Here is a 14,752-nt window from a genome sequence, read left to right on the forward strand (position 1 = left end):
ATGAAAATAGGAGTATTAACCGATAATTTCCTCTGCCCCCTGACCGGCGCAATAAAAAAAGCTTCGCGCCTTGGCCTTGCAGGAGTGCAGATCTACGCTGTCAGCGAGGAGTTCAATGCCTCGCTCCTAAAAAACACGGCAAAGCTTGATGAATACCTCAAGCTTTTAAAAGACAGCAACCTGGTGATAAGCGCACTCTGCGGCGATATGGGGGGCCATGGTTTTGAAATCGCCGGGGACAATCCCGAAAGGATAGAAAAATCCAAAGCCATTATAGATCTTGCTGCCGCTTGCGGAACCCGGGTGATCACCACCCATATCGGGGTAATCCCGGATGATGAAAAATCAGAAAAGTTCGCGGCGATGGTGAGTGCCCTCGATGCCCTCGGTTCTTACGGCAAGAAGCAGGGTATAACTCTCGCTATCGAGACAGGGCCTGAAAAGCCCGAGACTCTGAAAAAATTCATCGATCATACCCACGGCGGTGTAGGGGTCAATCTTGATCCCGCAAATTTCGTCATGGTCACTGATGTTGATCCGGCAAAGGCAGTCGAAATTCTTGGAAAGCACATAGTTCATACCCATGTAAAAGACGGGATTATGAAAAAGAAAGCTGACCCCCGGCTTATCTACGATTTTTTTGCCAACGGCGGAATCGGGGATATGCGTATGGCCGATTACTTCGTTGAAACCCCTGTAGGCAAAGGCAGTGTGGATTTCGACGCCTATATCAACGCGCTTAAAAATGCAGGTTATGACGGCTTCTTCACCATCGAGCGTGAGGCAGGCCCCGATCCGGAAAAGGACATAGAGTCTGCCGCGGTATTTATAAAATCCAGGCTGGAAGCTGGGGGGTATAAATAATCCATGAAAAAAAATACCGCCCAATCCTTTGAGGATCTTTACAATATAATCGTAAGACTGCGAGCCCCTGACGGCTGCCCCTGGGACAGGGAACAGAATCCCCTTTCTCTCAGGGGTAGTCTCATCGAAGAAACCTATGAATGTGTGGAAGCCATTGACGAGGGCAATCCGGCCCATATCAAAGAAGAACTTGGGGATATTTTCCTTCTGGTTACCATGATTGCATATATGCACGAACAGGAAGAAAAATTTTCTGTCGCCGACGCGCTTGAAAACAATGCCGAAAAACTCATACGCCGCCATCCCCATGTATTCGGCGATATCAAGGTAAAAGATTCCGCCGAGGTTCTGGACAATTGGGCAAAGATCAAGGTGGAGAAGGAAGGAAGAAAACCCAAGGACTCGCTTCTTGACGAAGTGAGCCGCGGCCTTCCCCCGCTGGACAGGGCATGGAAGCTCCAGAAGAAAGCCGCCAAAGCGGGCTTTGACTGGCCCGACACAGCCGGCGTAATCGCCAAAATAAAAGAAGAGCTTGAAGAAGTGACAGAAGAAATCATAGCCCAGGATGATCCAAGCGCTTTGGAACAGGAACTGGGGGATCTCCTTTTTTCCGTAGTAAACCTTTGCCGTTACCTTAAGGTCGAGCCTTCGGTGGCCCTTCAGCGCACGAATATAAAATTCACCGAACGCTTCAAGCATGTGGAAGAGCGCATGAAGGAAACCGGAGCGGAGATGAAACAGGAAAACCTGGGGCTTATGGACAAATACTGGGAAGAAGCTAAATAGAGTTTTCAACCTTGGTTTCAAGGATCATAAGCTGGACAAAGTAATTTATCTTCTTGTAATCGTCGGCCAGCCTCTGGGCCAAAGGCGTCTTTGAGGCCAGGGTCAATTCCTTCCAGTTTATAATAAGTTCGAAGGGTTTTTTGTTGTAATCTTCAAGCAGCATTTTAAGATGCTTCCCCACGATGATGAGGCCCTGGACAGCCCTGTTCACCAGGGAGAGGGCTTCTTCATTGATGGTGCCCACGATGCTTTCCAGGTAGTGGGCCTGGGAGGGATCGCGATCAACCCTGAGGAGGGCAGCGTGAAGCCTTGGGCCATTGCTTCCGTCCTCTGAAAGGGTTTCATCCAGAGTGTTGATCTCAGGTTCTATATCCCTCACTGTGTGGTAACCATCGGACATGGCAATGGAAGCAGCGTTATTGGTCCACTGCCCGCGCACTAACAGTATTTCTGACAGCTCCTGAATCTCCTTGTTTAAGAAATCCTGAATAAAAACCATAAGGTGGTTCAGGGCAGGAGCCATGGTATACGCTTCAAGGTCTTTTTGTACCAGAATTTTTCCGCTTTCCTTGTTGTAGAAATTAAGCCTTGTAGTGTCAATCTCGCCGAAGACCGCTTTTTCCAGTGCCGCAATCTGGGCATTCTTCTGCCTGTCTGCAATATCTGAAATTACCTGGCGTACTTCGGCAGTCTTCTGATCCAGCCAATGCGCCGAGAGATGATCTTCATCGCCATCTGCCGGGGTGCCTTTGAATTCCCAAATAGGATTTCCCGAAGCCAGTTTAATCATGAGATCAAGCATTTTAGAAGCTTTAAGATCTTTAAGGTTTACCAAAAGGCCTGTCCATATTTCATGGGGGATAACATCAGTACCGCCGTTGCAGTATTTTAAAATCTCAAAAACCGTCTTCCAGTCATCCTGGGGATCAAACGAAGGCAGCACAGAAAGGAATTTGGCAATATCAGCCATAATGGTATCGGTTCTTAAGGCAGAAAACTTTGGCTGTTCTGTAAAATCGCCTTCGATTATCTCAGCGTCAAATTTTTTAAGCAGCGCAGGATAATCGTAAGAAGCGAAGCGGTTCAATACCCCTATGAGAGTATAGCACTTGTCCGCCGCAGTGAGTCGGGGGCTGTCAAAACCTAAAGTAAGGGCCGCGAGATCAGCTTCAAGCTGCTTGGTAAGTTCAGGCCCGGCTGTAGCCTTTTTCCGTTCCGCAATAGCTTCAGGTGTCAGACGTTTGATTACGTCCATAGTAGACTTATCGAGAAAAGATTCGATGGTTACATGACGTACTTGCTTGTCTTTGGCAGGATCATTTATAAAAACCTTGGCAGGGTACAGGATCTTGTAGACACTGTACATATATTGCGCAAAAGAGGGATCGGCTTCTTCCTGGCGTACCTTGTAGAACCTGGTGTACTTGTTCTGCTGAATATCCTTGGCCAACTGCTTGAGCAGCACCTGCTTGTCAGATCCGCCGCTCTCGCCGTCTCCCGAGATAAACGAAATAACCTTGTTTAATACATCCGCCATTATTATTCCTCTAAGAGATTATAACCGCAAACCCGCACGCAGGTTTGCGGTTAACGAAGACTAGAACGGCCTGTCAGCCAAATACTTGTACTCTTTCCACACCCTTTCGGCCTGGGCTTTTGCCTTTGCCAGGAGGGTATCGGCGCGGTCGGGGCTGGCCTGCTTGAGGCTCTTGAAGCGCACTTCCTTGTACATGAAGTCCTCAAGGGTAGTGGTGGCTTCTTTGGAATCAAGCTGGAAGGGATTTTTGCCCTCGGCCTTGAGCCTGGGATCATAACGATAGAGAGGCCAGAGACCGGAAGTAACGGCCGCCTTCTGCTGATCCATACCTTTGTCCATGTCGATGCCGTGGTTGATGCAGTGGGAGTAGGCAATGATGATGGAGGCTCCGGGATAGGATTCCGCTTCGCGGAAGGCCTTGATGGTCTGGGCCACATTGGCGCCCATGGAAATCTTGGCCACATACACGTAACCGTAGCTCATGGCCATGGCGCCCAGATCCTTCTTGGTGATGTCCTTGCCGGCTGCGGCAAAACGGGCAATAGCGCCAATGGGGGTGGCCTTGGACATCTGGCCGCCGGTGTTGGAGTACACTTCGGTGTCCATGACGAGGAGGTTCACGTTCCGGTTTGAAGCCAAAACGTGGTCCAGGCCGCCGTAACCGATGTCGTAGGCCCAGCCGTCGCCGCCCAGTACCCAGACAGACCTCTTGATAAAGTGATCCGCCAGTGAAAGGAGGAGTTTGGCTGTGGGTTTGCTGTTGTTCTTTAAGGCGGCTTTAAGTTCGTCCACGGTCTTGCGCTGGACTTCGATGGCGGCGTCATCTTCCTGGGTATTGGCCAGGAGCTTGTCGATGATACCAGCGGCGATGCCTTCGGACTTTGCCTTGGCGGCAAGTTCTTTTACGTGTTCAGCCAGCTTGTCGCTTGTCATCCTCATGCCCATGCCGAATTCGGCGGCATCTTCAAAGAGGCTGTTGGACCATGTCGGCCCGCGTCCGTCGGCGCGCTTGGCATAGGGGGTGGTGGGGAGGTTTCCGCCGTAGATGGAGGAACAACCTGTCGCATTGGCAATGACCGCCCTGTCGCCGAAGAGCTGGGAGAGGAGCTTCACATAGGGAGTCTCGCCGCAGCCGCCGCAGGCGCCTGAGAATTCGAAGAGGGGCTGCTTGTAGGCCAGGCCCTTCACAGTCGAAAGGTTGAGGTCCGCAGCAGGAACTTCGGGCAGGTTGAGGAAATACTCCCAGGCGGCAACCTGTTCGGCGTGGAACTTGGGATCGTCGGCGTAGGATTTCCAGGAGAGGGCCTGGGGCTTGGAAGCATCCTTGGACATGGGGCAAATGTTGATGCACACGCCGCATTCCATGCAGTCCTCGGCGGAAATCACGAGGCAGGTTTTCTTGCCGTCTATTGGCTTGGGCTTAATGGCCGCAGTCTTGAGGCCTGCAGGGGCTTTGGACACTTCGGCGTCCGTGAGGTTCTTCATGCGGATACAGGCGTGGGAGCAGACCGCAGCGCAGTTGCCGCACTGGATGCACACGTCGGGGTTCCAACTGGGCACCCGTTCCGCAACCGCACGCTTCTCGTACTGGGTGGTGGCGGTGGGGAAGGTTCCGTCGTCGGGGATCTTCGAAACCGCAAGCTTGTCCCCTTCCTGTACCGAAACGGCCCCAAGCACTTCCTTGATCCATGCATCTTTGGAGGTGGAGAAGGGAACCTTCATGTGGAGGTCTCCTGAAGGGGCGGAAGGATACTTCACTTCTTCTACTGCCGAAAGGGCAGCGTCCACAGTGGCATAGTTTTTCTGCACCACTTCGGCGCCCTTTTTGCCGTAGGATTTTTCGATGAAGTGCTTCATCTCTTCCACAGCCTGGGCCTCGGGGAGTACGCCTGAAATTTTGAAGTAAGCGGCCTGCATGACCGTGTTGATACGGTTGCCCATGCCGGTCTTGCGGGCAATCTCGGCGGCGTTTATCACGTAGAACTTGAGTTTCTTGTCGATGATGCGCTTCTGGGTCTCCACGGGGATTTCCTTCCATACTTCCGCAGCGCCGAAGGGGCTGTTGAGGAGGAACACGCCGCCCTCTTTGGCGTTGGCCAGCATATCAAGGACTTCTATATAGGAAAACTTGTGACAGGCCAGGAAATCGGCTTTGGTGATGAGGTAGGGCCGGCGTATGGCTTTTTTGCCGAAACGCAGATGGGAAATGGTAAAACCACCGGACTTTTTGGAGTCATAGGAGAAATAGGCCTGAGCTGAAAGTTCAGGCTTGGCGTCCCCGATGATCTTGATGGAGTTCTTGTTGGCCCCCACAGTGCCGTCTGAACCGAGACCGTAGAACATGGCCTCATTCATGCCCTCTTCGGCCAGGAAGAAATGCTCGTCGTAAGGCAGGCTCTTGCCCAGGAGGTCGTCATTGATGCCCACCACAAAGTTGGCAATTTTCTTGCCCGAAAGGTTGTCGAACACCGCTTTGACCATGGCGGGGGTGAATTCTTTTGAACCCAGACCGTAGCGTCCGCCCAAAACCGTGGGATAATCCTTGAAGGGGGATTTTCCGGCGGCCTGAACTTCGCCCAGAGCAGTGCGTATATCTTCGTAGAGGGGCTCGCCCAAAGAACCCGGCTCCTTGGTGCGGTCGAGAACCGCAATGGCCTTGGTTGTTGTGGGCAGGGCTTTCACAAAAAGCTCGGCGTCAAAGGGCCTGTAGAGCCTTACTTTGAGAACCCCGACCTTTTCGCCTTTCCCGGTAAGATATTCCACGGTTTCTTCGCAGGTTTCAGCCCCCGAACCCATGATGATGATGACTTTCTCAGCGTCTTTTGCGCCAAAATAGTCGAATGCATGGTAAGCGCGGCCTGTGAGCTTGGCATACTGATCCATGGTTTCCTGCACAATGCCGGGAACCTTGAGGTAGTAGGGATTGACCCCTTCACGGCCCTGGAAATAGGTGTCCGGGTTCTGGGCAGTACCCCTGATGGAAGGTTTCTCGGGGGTAAGGCCCCTCTCGCGGTGGGCCCGCACCAGGTCGTCATCGATCATCTGGCGCATAATGTCGAAGGAAACTTCCTCGATTTTCTGATACTCGTGTGAAGTCCTGAACCCGTCAAAGAAGTGGAGGAAGGGTATCCTGGATTTGAGGGTGGCGGCGTGGGCGATAATCGCCAGGTCCATGACTTCCTGCACGCTGTTTGAAGAAAGCATGGCCCAGCCGGTCTGGCGGCAGGCCATCACGTCCTGGTGATCCCCGAAAATGGAGAGGGACGAAGTGGCAAGGGCTCGGGCCGCGATATGGAACACCGTGGAAGTGAGTTCCCCGGCGATCTTGTACATATTGGGAATCATCAGGAGAAGGCCCTGAGAAGCGGTGAAGGTGGTGGTCAGCGCCCCGGTGGTTAAAGCACCGTGCACCGCCCCGGCGGCTCCGGCTTCGGACTGCATTTCGACAACCTGCGGGATTGTTCCCCACAGGTTCTTGCGTCCCTGGGCGGAAAATTCGTCAGAAAGTTCCCCCATGGGGCTGGACGGGGTAATCGGGTATATCGCGATTACTTCACTCAGCGCGTGGGCTACGTGAGCCGCGGCATTATTGCCGTCGATCATTACCTTGTTCTTGTTGGCCATTGTTTTCCTCTTCTCCTTTTTAATAGAAGGTATTAAACCGAAAATATTATTTTTAATAATAGCTTTTCAGGCTGAAAAATTCAAGCTATAGTTCTGGCTATGAAAACATTTACCAATTTTAACATCAATCTCTATACGGACGTTCTTTTCGGAAAAAACACCGAGCTTGAAGCAGCCAAGATGGTCAAAAAACACGGCGGCTCCCGAGTGCTTTTGGTCTACGGCGGCGGCTCAATCAAGAAATCGGGCCTCTACGACCGTGTAGCAGGCGCGCTCAAGGCTGCAAGCCTCCCCTTTGCCGAACTCGGCGGAGTCCAGCCCAACCCCCGGCGCTCCCTCGTGGAAAAGGGCATAAAAACCGCCCAGGACGAAAAGACCGACTTTGTCCTGGCCATAGGCGGCGGCAGCGCCATAGACACCGCCAAGGCCATAGCCCTTGCCCTGGCAAACAGCGGCGAATACTGGAAGTTCTATCAGGGCGCCCCCGCCGAAAAAATGGCCCCCGTCGGAACCATCCACACCATAGCCGCCGCAGGCAGCGAAACCAGCCGTTCCAGCGTTATCGTGGACGATCTCGGCACAGGCCGTAAAATGAGCGTGAATCTGGACCCCTGCCGCCCTGTTTTCGCCATCATGAACCCCGAACTGACCTATACAGTTTCCACCTATCAAACCGGCGCAGGGGCCGCCGACATTTTGGCCCACACCGTGAGCCGCTACTTTTTCAAGGATTCCCCAGTGTGCCACCTGGGTGACGAATTCGCCGAGGGTCTTATGCGCAATGTGGTACGCTTCGGCCCCCTTGCCATTGCCAACCCCGCTGATTACGAAGCCCGCGCCGAGCTCATGCTCTCGGCCTCCTACAGCCACAACGACCTTATGGGCATAGGCCGCTCAGGCCCCCGTGGCGGCGAGCATGCCCTGGAATCCCAAATCTCCGGCCACTACGATACCGCCCACGGCGCGGGTCTCGCCGCAGTGATGCCCGCCTGGCTTCAATATATAGTAGATAACGGCAGCCCTGAAATGATCGCCCGGATCGCCCAATTCGGCGTAGGCGTTTTTGGCGTCAAGGCGGATCTCGAAGATCCCAAGGGCACAGCCAACGCCGGCCTCCGCGCCTTCCGTGACTGGGTAAAATCCTTAGGGATGCCCCTGACGCTTAAGGAGCTCGGCATACCCAAAGCGGATCTTCCCCAGGTGGTGAAGCGCTGCATGGAACACAACAACGGCAAAGTTCCGGGCTTTATGGAGCTGGACGAAAAGGCAGTGACGGAGATTTTTGCGGCCATTGCGGAGTAGGGGATCGCTTGCGCTAAAAAAGAAGGCAAAACAGGCTCGACTCGGCGAGAAACTTAAAAGCTCTGGATGTTCCTGTCGATAAGATTGTCAAAGCCCTGGGCCTCCCCCTTGAAGTCGTCGAAAAACTATAGGTACGCCCATGTTTGCAGTTTTGAATTAAAAAAAGCAGAGATGGGCGCAGTTTCAATTTTACCAAACTTTTATGAATGAATGAGAATTTGTCAGGCGTCCAAATTCTCTATGATAATATCGCCGGAATATCCCGTTTACCATTAAGAATCCTATAGACTCGTACGGTTTTGGCAGTTTCAAATATCCGGTAAAAAACAAGATAGTCCTGCACTAACAAGCGGTGATATTTTTTGTTGCCATAATATTCGGGGCAGATGAATGGATTATCCGCAATGCTGTTTAGTTCTTTTTCTAATTTGTCAAGAAAACGATCTACGGTACCAGGATAAAATTGCGATTTGTATTGGCAAATTTCATCAATATCAATACGCGATCTTTTAAGAAGTTTGACCTCATAAGCCATGATACTTTTCCCTTAACTGCCGGAACACCTCCTTATAGTCTGTCCATTCGGCATTTGGGGATTCCGCTTCTTTTTCCGCCTCGTTAAGTTTTTCCGCTACATAGAGATAGTGCTGATATTCTTCGATTTTTGCATAGTCCTCGATATTGAGCAGTACAGCGGTTCCCCGCCCGTTCTTCGTAATGATAACCGGATCATGGTTTTCAAGCAGACTCTCGATCTCGGCATATTTATTCCGTAAGTCCCTTACCGGCCTGGCTTGTATGTTCTGCATTGTTATACCTCTATCATTACCGTATCACAATCGGGATACACATGCAAGCGGCCATACCGGAATCCCTGATCTGGATGTTCCTTTCGATAAGATTGTCAAAGCCCTGGGCCTCCCCCTTAAAGTCATTGAAAAACTATAGGCGCGGCATTTATTCGTATTGAGGCTTGCCCCAGGTTGTTGATTTGTATCATCTTTAAAATTTTTTCAATTTTACTTCGCTTTTCCATCTTTTTTTAGTATATTATAGGCAGGTAGCTAACTGCGCCCATGTTTGCAGTTTTGAATTAAAAAAAGCGAGATGGGTGCAGTTTCAATTCTGCCTGAAACTATTATGGACGAAAAAGAATTTTGGGGCCGCGTAAAGCAGCTGATAAAAAAAAGAAACACAACTCATGAAGAAGTCGCAAAGGCTTGCGGCATAAACTATGGCACTTTCCGAGGCTGGATATACCGGAGTATCTACCCCACGGTCATTGACGGCTATGTCATTGCCCGGGTTTTGGGGGTCAGTGTCGAGTACCTTATCACGGGCAGCGATAAGCAAAGTGAAAGATGCTCGTCTAAAATAGGAAAAGCCTGCAGCCTTTTGCAGCAGGCCGAAAAGACGCTGGGCAAAATTGTGTGAGAAAATATTTATCAGGCGTCCAAATTCTCTAATATCAATACGTATTTATGAAATAAAATGCACAAACATGGCCTGACTTTGTGCAAATGATGGCCCCAAAAAAGACCCGCATCAAGCGGGCCTTTTTTCACGCAAATTAATCTTACTTCTTCCGGGACAGGGCCTGGGTCGCATCGGTGATGCGGGAACGTATGCCCGAAAGCAGGGGCCTCACGGGCTGGGCCTTGGCAACGGCATCGCGGTAGTTGTTTGCGCTGAGGCTGCGGTTGGCATCGTCGAAGGCGGACTTGGCCGAGGCTAAATCCTGGTCGCAGGCGGCAGCGTCGAGCTGGGTGCGGGGGACGGCCTTGGCAGCGTTGAGGTCGTTTTCGGCCTGGGCGATTTCGGGCCTTAGGCCGTTGAGGAGGCTGGCGGCCTCATCACGGGCCCGGGCTGCGCCGGTTCTGCCGTCGGCAATGGCTTTTTCAGCGGCCGCGATGGCCTCGGCTGCATAGTTCTTGGCAGATTCGTAACGTTTGGAATCGGCCTCCGACTGCATCTGGGTAAGGGCATCCCTGGCGCGGGTCAGGGTGTTTGCGGCGTAGGTCACTGCATCCGCGTCATTTTCGGCCTTGGTTACTGCGTCAACAGCCTTGTTCATATCCTCTGTGGGAGGGGTTGCGCAGGCCGCAAATATCATTCCCACTAAAAGGGCCGCCAGCAGGGTGCTCACTGTTTTCCTCATTATACACTCCTATAAGTAGTTATTCCAATTTATCCTGATTCTAATATATCATAAACCAGTACAAAAAGCAAAGGATAGGGGGAGTATGGCGGTTTACATAACGAAAAAGCAGTCATGGATACGGTTTTTGGTTTCATTTCTTCCCGGGGCGGGTTTGGCTGTCCTGCTTTGCAGCCTGTTGGCAGGCCCTCATCTGGGGCCGCTTTACGATTTCCTCCTGCGCAAAAGGCCGCCCTTTCCGGTTTCGGGGGAGCTTTTGATTATTGATACAGGCAGCCCTTCCCTTGCACGGGGGGCATTGGATATTACGGAAAACATTCTGGAACCTTCCGCGGCAGCTTCGGTGCTCCTCACCATGACTGAATTTCAGGCTTCTTCGCTTATACTCCAGGCGCCGGTGCTGGGGCTTTCTGCCGGGGGCTCCGCAGGGGAGGAGGAGATACGCTACCGCTTTGACGAAGAATTCGGCGTGCTTGGCCGGAACATCAGGAACCTTTTCGACGCCATCAGGACAGGATCGATAGCCCCGGCGGATTCGGCCCGCTATGTGGGGGAGCTGGTGGATCTTTCCGAGAGGGGGAAGGAGCGGCTTGTAGCCGCCCTGGTAAGGCGGGACGAGGAGGGCATGCAGCAGCTTGAAAAAGCGGCGGCGGCCTTTGGCAATGTACGGCGTCCCGGGGATCTTCTGGTTCAGGTGATCAGGGCAGGGGAGGAGGGGCATCCTGGCGCCCTGGCCTCGACAGGCGAGTATTCAAGGGCTCAAGCGGATCGCGACGGGGTGCTCCGGCGCATTGCTCCGGTGAAGGCTGAATTCACCGGCCAAATTATGGAGCATATCATCTATGGATCTCTCAAGTCCCGTTATGGTTCTACGGAAATCGAGGTGACCCAGGACGGGCCGGTCCTTCGCATACAGGGCGGGCCTGAAGGCGCTAAACGGTCTATTGTGCTTGATTCCGAAGGGGCCCTGCTTTTTGAAGTTCCCCGCAGAGGCGAGGATTTCCGCCGCATACAGGCCAAGGACTTCTTCGATTACGATGAAGCGGACAAGAGCCTCCGCCGCCTTTTGAGCGAGTCAGAACCCTTGGGTATTTTCAGCGGTGTTGAAGGCGAAAACAACCCCTGTTTCCTTTACGATTATGCCCTTTCTGTGCGGGAGGAGATGCTTTCGGGCCCCAATGAGGATGGCAAAATTGCCTGGCGGGAAGCGCGGGATGCATATATGAAGAGCCTTGAGGATTTTCTTTACGGCCCTACAGAGATGATTTTGGTCGGAGGCTATGAGGAGCTTATCGCCTCCGAAGCCCTTGGCGAAGAGGGCATACAGCGCCTTGTGGATTTGCGGGATTCTTTAATCCGGGCCTTTGTAGCCCTGCGGGGAAGGTACAACGATCTGTTGGATCTGCGGAACAAGCTTAATTCTGCCCTGGCGGATTCCTTCTGCATATTGGGGCCCGGCGCCCCGGTGCAGGCGCCAGGCGCAGCCAACAGGATGCTTCCCTTCCCCGCGAATCTTTTAAAACTTTTCTTGCCCCCTCAGACTGAACGCTTAAGCGATACCGAAGCATCAGCCCTGCTTGCCAACAGCCTCCTCACAGGCCGCGCGGTGATTCCCGGCAGGATGATCTGGCTCCTTTTTGGGGCGCTGGCCTGCGCCCTGCTCACCGGCCTTTGCCTTAAATCGCTGGGTGCTTTATCCAGCCTCTGTGCAGGACTCCTTATAAGTTTTGTTTCCGGGGCGGTCTTTTCCTGGAGCTTCATGCTTTCGGGCCTCTGGCTCGATCCCCTGGTTCCCGCGTCAACCTGCCTCCTTGCAACCCTGGTTTCTTTTATATGGGCGCTGGCACTCCAAGTCAGCTTTAGCCGGCGCTTCCGCCTGAGTTACGGCCCCTTTGTCTCCAGGCCCGCTTTGCGCAGGGTGATAAAAGCCGGAAGGCCCAGGCCTTCTGAATCATGTACCGTCAGGGCAGGGGTAGTGGCAGTGAAAAACCCCGGCCTCCTGGTGCAAGAAGATAAAACCAATCCCCGATCAAGCGCGGAAATGGCCCTGGCCTTCAGGGAGAGAGTTGCGGAAAGTTTTAAGGAAGCAGGCGGTACCATTGTTGGCAGCGAAGGCGATCTGGTAATAGCCTGTTTCGGCTCCCCCCTTGAACGCATCGCCCTTGGCGGGAAGGATCTCGCATCCCCCTACGACGATCACATCCACGCCAGGAGCGCCCCGGCTGTCAGGGCTGTGGGCTTTGTGACGGAGCTCCTCAAACGCGAAGGAAGCAGCCTCTGGCATTACGGCCTCGATACAGGCGAATGCACATTTGTCTGGTCCCCCCTTTCAGGCTATTCCATCTTCGGCCGCCCCGCGGTCCGTGCAAGAATACTCGCCGGCCTTGCCCCCCGCTACAAGGCCCAGGTGCTTATCACTTCCTCTGTGAGCGAGGCTCTGCCCGATTTGCCCGCCAGGAAACTGGATGTGCTTAAGGAAAAGGATGGAAGTGGAGGTGAAGTGTTCTACGAATTGGCTTTGAAACGGTATGCGTATTAAAAGGCTGAAATTATTCGTATATAGAAGGAACTGGGACTGCTCTATTAATATCGCTATTTCATCTTAGCTAATTTGTCTATCACCCCGGTAACCGCCCGTATCCTCACCACCCTTCCGCCGCCCTGTTCGGGATAGGCCCTGAAGCGTTCGCCGTCGTCAGAGAAGGGGCTGGCCTTTTCACCCGGGAAGGGGGGGTAGCGGCTTTGGGTCCAGGCGAGGGAGAGGTCGCCGAGGCTGATGTCGGGATGGGCGGGATCAAAACGTATATAGGATTCGTGGACGCCCCGTTCTTCAAGGGGGGCCTCGTCGGTGCATTGGAGATAACGGATCACCCCTGCTTTTAGATCGACGGATTGAACTATGGCGGAGTGGGCCATTTCTCCGTCTTTACCCCGGAAGAGGAGAATGTCTCCGGGGCGGAGGCTTGCAATTTCATCTTTCACCGGAACTATCTGGGTTGTTTTGGAATTGTAGAAACCGGTCCCCGCATACCAGGAAGGGTCGTCACCTTTTTTAACGCCTAAAGCCCTGCCCAGGGTACGGCCCAGATCCACGCCGTCCTGGGACGCGATGTAGCTGAGCACATGCCAGACAAAGCCCGAGCAGTCCATGCCCGCAAGGCCGATACAGTAGAGGTAATTGTAAACATCGGTCTCTTCAAGGCCTTGTCCGCTTGTCAGCACGTAGGGCCTGTGGGGAAGACCCCGGTATGAGCCTGCTTTCATGCGGGCTATGTCGAAAAGATCCCGCGAACTGGTCCAGGTTTGCGTGGGAAGGTCGAAGATGATTACTTTTTCTTTGCCGTCGGAAAGTGTTTCTGTGTAAAGGGAAAAATCCGGGCTGTCCAGGACTTCGTTGATCTTCTCCCAAAGGAAAACAGGGTTGCCCTTGCCGCCGCCTAAAAAGCCCCAGGCTTCTTCGGTGAGTTTATCCCGCTCGTTGTTTTGGGCAAAGGGCATCCTCAGGTTCATCACCTTGCCGCCGAGTATGCGGGTTTTGAAACAGAGCCTGTAGGCTTCCTCTATGACCCGTTCCACCCCGTTGCCCCAGACCCTGGCAGGATCGGAATAGGCTGCCAGCATCATCTCGTCGTTTTGATCGGCGAACAGCGGGGACAGGAGGAGCAGGGAAAGAAAAAGCAAACCTGGGCTATATATTTTCACGCTCAATGTCCCGGAAATACCGCACTGTCCCAACCTTGAGTTCGTCGGTGGCTTCTTCATCGCAGACTATGATGGCCCGGGGGTGCATCTGGAGGCACGAGAGGGTCCACATGTGGTTGAGCCCTTCTTCTACCACTGCCCGCAGGGCACGGGCTTTCTGATAACCACTTACGAGTATTACTACTTCCCGGGCATCCATCACTGTTCCCACACCGACAGTCAAAGCTGTTGCGGGAACTTTGGCAGGATCGTTGTCAAAGAAACGGGCATTAACAATGCGGGTGTCGTTGGTAAGTGTTTTAATGCGTGTCCGCGAATGGAGGGAAGAACCGGGTTCGTTAAAGGCGATGTGCCCGTCTTTGCCCATGCCCCCCAGGAATAGTTCGATGCCTCCGTGAGCCTTAATGGCTTTTTCATAATCCGCACATTCTTTTTCCAGATCCGGCGCCATGCCGTTAAGGACATGGGTATTTTTTGGATCAATGTCGATAGAATCAAAAAAATTATCCTTCATAAACCTTGCGTAGCTCTGGGGATGATCCGCTTTAAGGCCCACGTATTCATCCATATTAAAAGTCACTACCTGTTTAAAGGATGTTTTTCCATCCTTGCTTTTTTTGATCAGCTCCTTATAGACCCCTAAAGGGCTCGAACCCGTGGGGAGGCCCAGAACAAAAGGGTTTCCCTCGGCAGGGGCAAATTTAGCGATACGTTTAGCAATGTAATCCGCAGTCCAGGAACACATCCCGGCATAGTCTCTATGAATAATAAGACGCATG

12 protein-coding genes are annotated in these 14,752 nt (G+C 52.9%); 5 read left to right on the forward strand and 7 right to left on the reverse strand.

Going from position 1 to position 14,752, the window contains the following annotated elements; genetic code table 11:
• Together TREAZ_RS04460 and mazG are read left to right on the forward strand one after the other, a co-directional pair.
• Positions 1-864, forward strand: coding sequence for a sugar phosphate isomerase/epimerase family protein (locus TREAZ_RS04460; RefSeq protein WP_015710618.1), 864 nt, complete (start codon positions 1-3; stop codon positions 862-864).
• Between the two features lie 3 nt (positions 865-867).
• A complete protein-coding gene (mazG, locus tag TREAZ_RS04465) occupies positions 868-1,650 on the forward strand; it encodes a nucleoside triphosphate pyrophosphohydrolase (RefSeq protein WP_015710619.1) in 783 nt (260 codons plus the stop codon).
• Here the strand turns inward: mazG and TREAZ_RS04470 are convergent.
• Together TREAZ_RS04470 and nifJ are read right to left on the reverse strand one after the other, a co-directional pair.
• Positions 1,643-3,187, reverse strand: coding sequence for a DUF5312 family protein (locus TREAZ_RS04470; protein WP_015710620.1), 1,545 nt, complete (start codon positions 3,185-3,187; stop codon positions 1,643-1,645). The two genes, mazG and TREAZ_RS04470, sit on opposite strands and share 8 nt — an antisense overlap.
• Positions 3,188-3,247: 60 nt before the next feature.
• Complete coding sequence (gene nifJ, locus TREAZ_RS04475; protein WP_015710621.1) at positions 3,248-6,811, reverse strand: pyruvate:ferredoxin (flavodoxin) oxidoreductase; 3,564 nt, start codon at positions 6,809-6,811, stop codon at positions 3,248-3,250.
• A gap of 99 nt (positions 6,812-6,910) precedes the next feature.
• Here nifJ and TREAZ_RS04480 point away from each other — a divergent pair, with 99 nt between their 5' ends.
• Complete coding sequence (locus TREAZ_RS04480) at positions 6,911-8,113, forward strand: iron-containing alcohol dehydrogenase (protein ID WP_015710622.1); 1,203 nt, start codon at positions 6,911-6,913, stop codon at positions 8,111-8,113.
• Between the two features lie 238 nt (positions 8,114-8,351).
• Here the strand turns inward: TREAZ_RS04480 and TREAZ_RS04485 are convergent, their stop codons facing one another.
• Positions 8,352-8,648, reverse strand: coding sequence for a type II toxin-antitoxin system RelE/ParE family toxin (locus TREAZ_RS04485; RefSeq protein WP_015710624.1), 297 nt, complete (start codon positions 8,646-8,648; stop codon positions 8,352-8,354).
• On the reverse strand, positions 8,638-8,922 hold the full coding sequence (locus TREAZ_RS04490) for a type II toxin-antitoxin system Phd/YefM family antitoxin (protein ID WP_015710625.1): 285 nt from the start codon (positions 8,920-8,922) through the stop codon (positions 8,638-8,640). Before TREAZ_RS04490 ends, TREAZ_RS04485 begins: the two co-directional genes overlap by 11 nt.
• A gap of 298 nt (positions 8,923-9,220) precedes the next feature.
• Here TREAZ_RS04490 and TREAZ_RS04495 point away from each other — a divergent pair, with 298 nt between their 5' ends.
• Positions 9,221-9,547, forward strand: a complete 327-nt coding sequence (locus TREAZ_RS04495) for a helix-turn-helix domain-containing protein (protein WP_015710627.1) — start codon at positions 9,221-9,223, stop codon at positions 9,545-9,547.
• Positions 9,548-9,689: 142 nt separating this feature from the next.
• Here TREAZ_RS04495 and TREAZ_RS04500 read toward each other — a convergent pair whose 3' ends face one another.
• On the reverse strand, positions 9,690-10,271 hold the full coding sequence (locus TREAZ_RS04500) for a DUF4398 domain-containing protein (protein WP_015710628.1): 582 nt from the start codon (positions 10,269-10,271) through the stop codon (positions 9,690-9,692).
• A gap of 85 nt (positions 10,272-10,356) precedes the next feature.
• On the opposite strand from TREAZ_RS04500, the gene TREAZ_RS04505 reads away from it, so the two are divergent.
• A complete protein-coding gene (locus TREAZ_RS04505) occupies positions 10,357-12,810 on the forward strand; it encodes a hypothetical protein (RefSeq protein WP_015710629.1) in 2,454 nt (817 codons plus the stop codon).
• Between the two features lie 53 nt (positions 12,811-12,863).
• Here the strand turns inward: TREAZ_RS04505 and TREAZ_RS04510 are convergent, their stop codons facing one another.
• Together TREAZ_RS04510 and nagB are read right to left on the reverse strand one after the other, a co-directional pair.
• Positions 12,864-13,952, reverse strand: coding sequence for an NlpC/P60 family protein (locus TREAZ_RS04510; protein ID WP_015710630.1), 1,089 nt, complete (start codon positions 13,950-13,952; stop codon positions 12,864-12,866).
• A 7-nt stretch (positions 13,953-13,959) separates the two neighbouring features.
• Positions 13,960-14,751: a glucosamine-6-phosphate deaminase gene (gene nagB, locus TREAZ_RS04515; RefSeq protein WP_015710631.1), complete on the reverse strand. Its 792-nt coding sequence runs from the start codon at positions 14,749-14,751 to the stop codon at positions 13,960-13,962.
• Position 14,752 lies beyond the last annotated feature (1 nt).

Origin of the sequence: Leadbettera azotonutricia ZAS-9 (assembly GCF_000214355.1) — a bacterium.
Classification (GTDB): Bacteria; Spirochaetota; Spirochaetia; order Treponematales; family Breznakiellaceae; genus Leadbettera; species Leadbettera azotonutricia.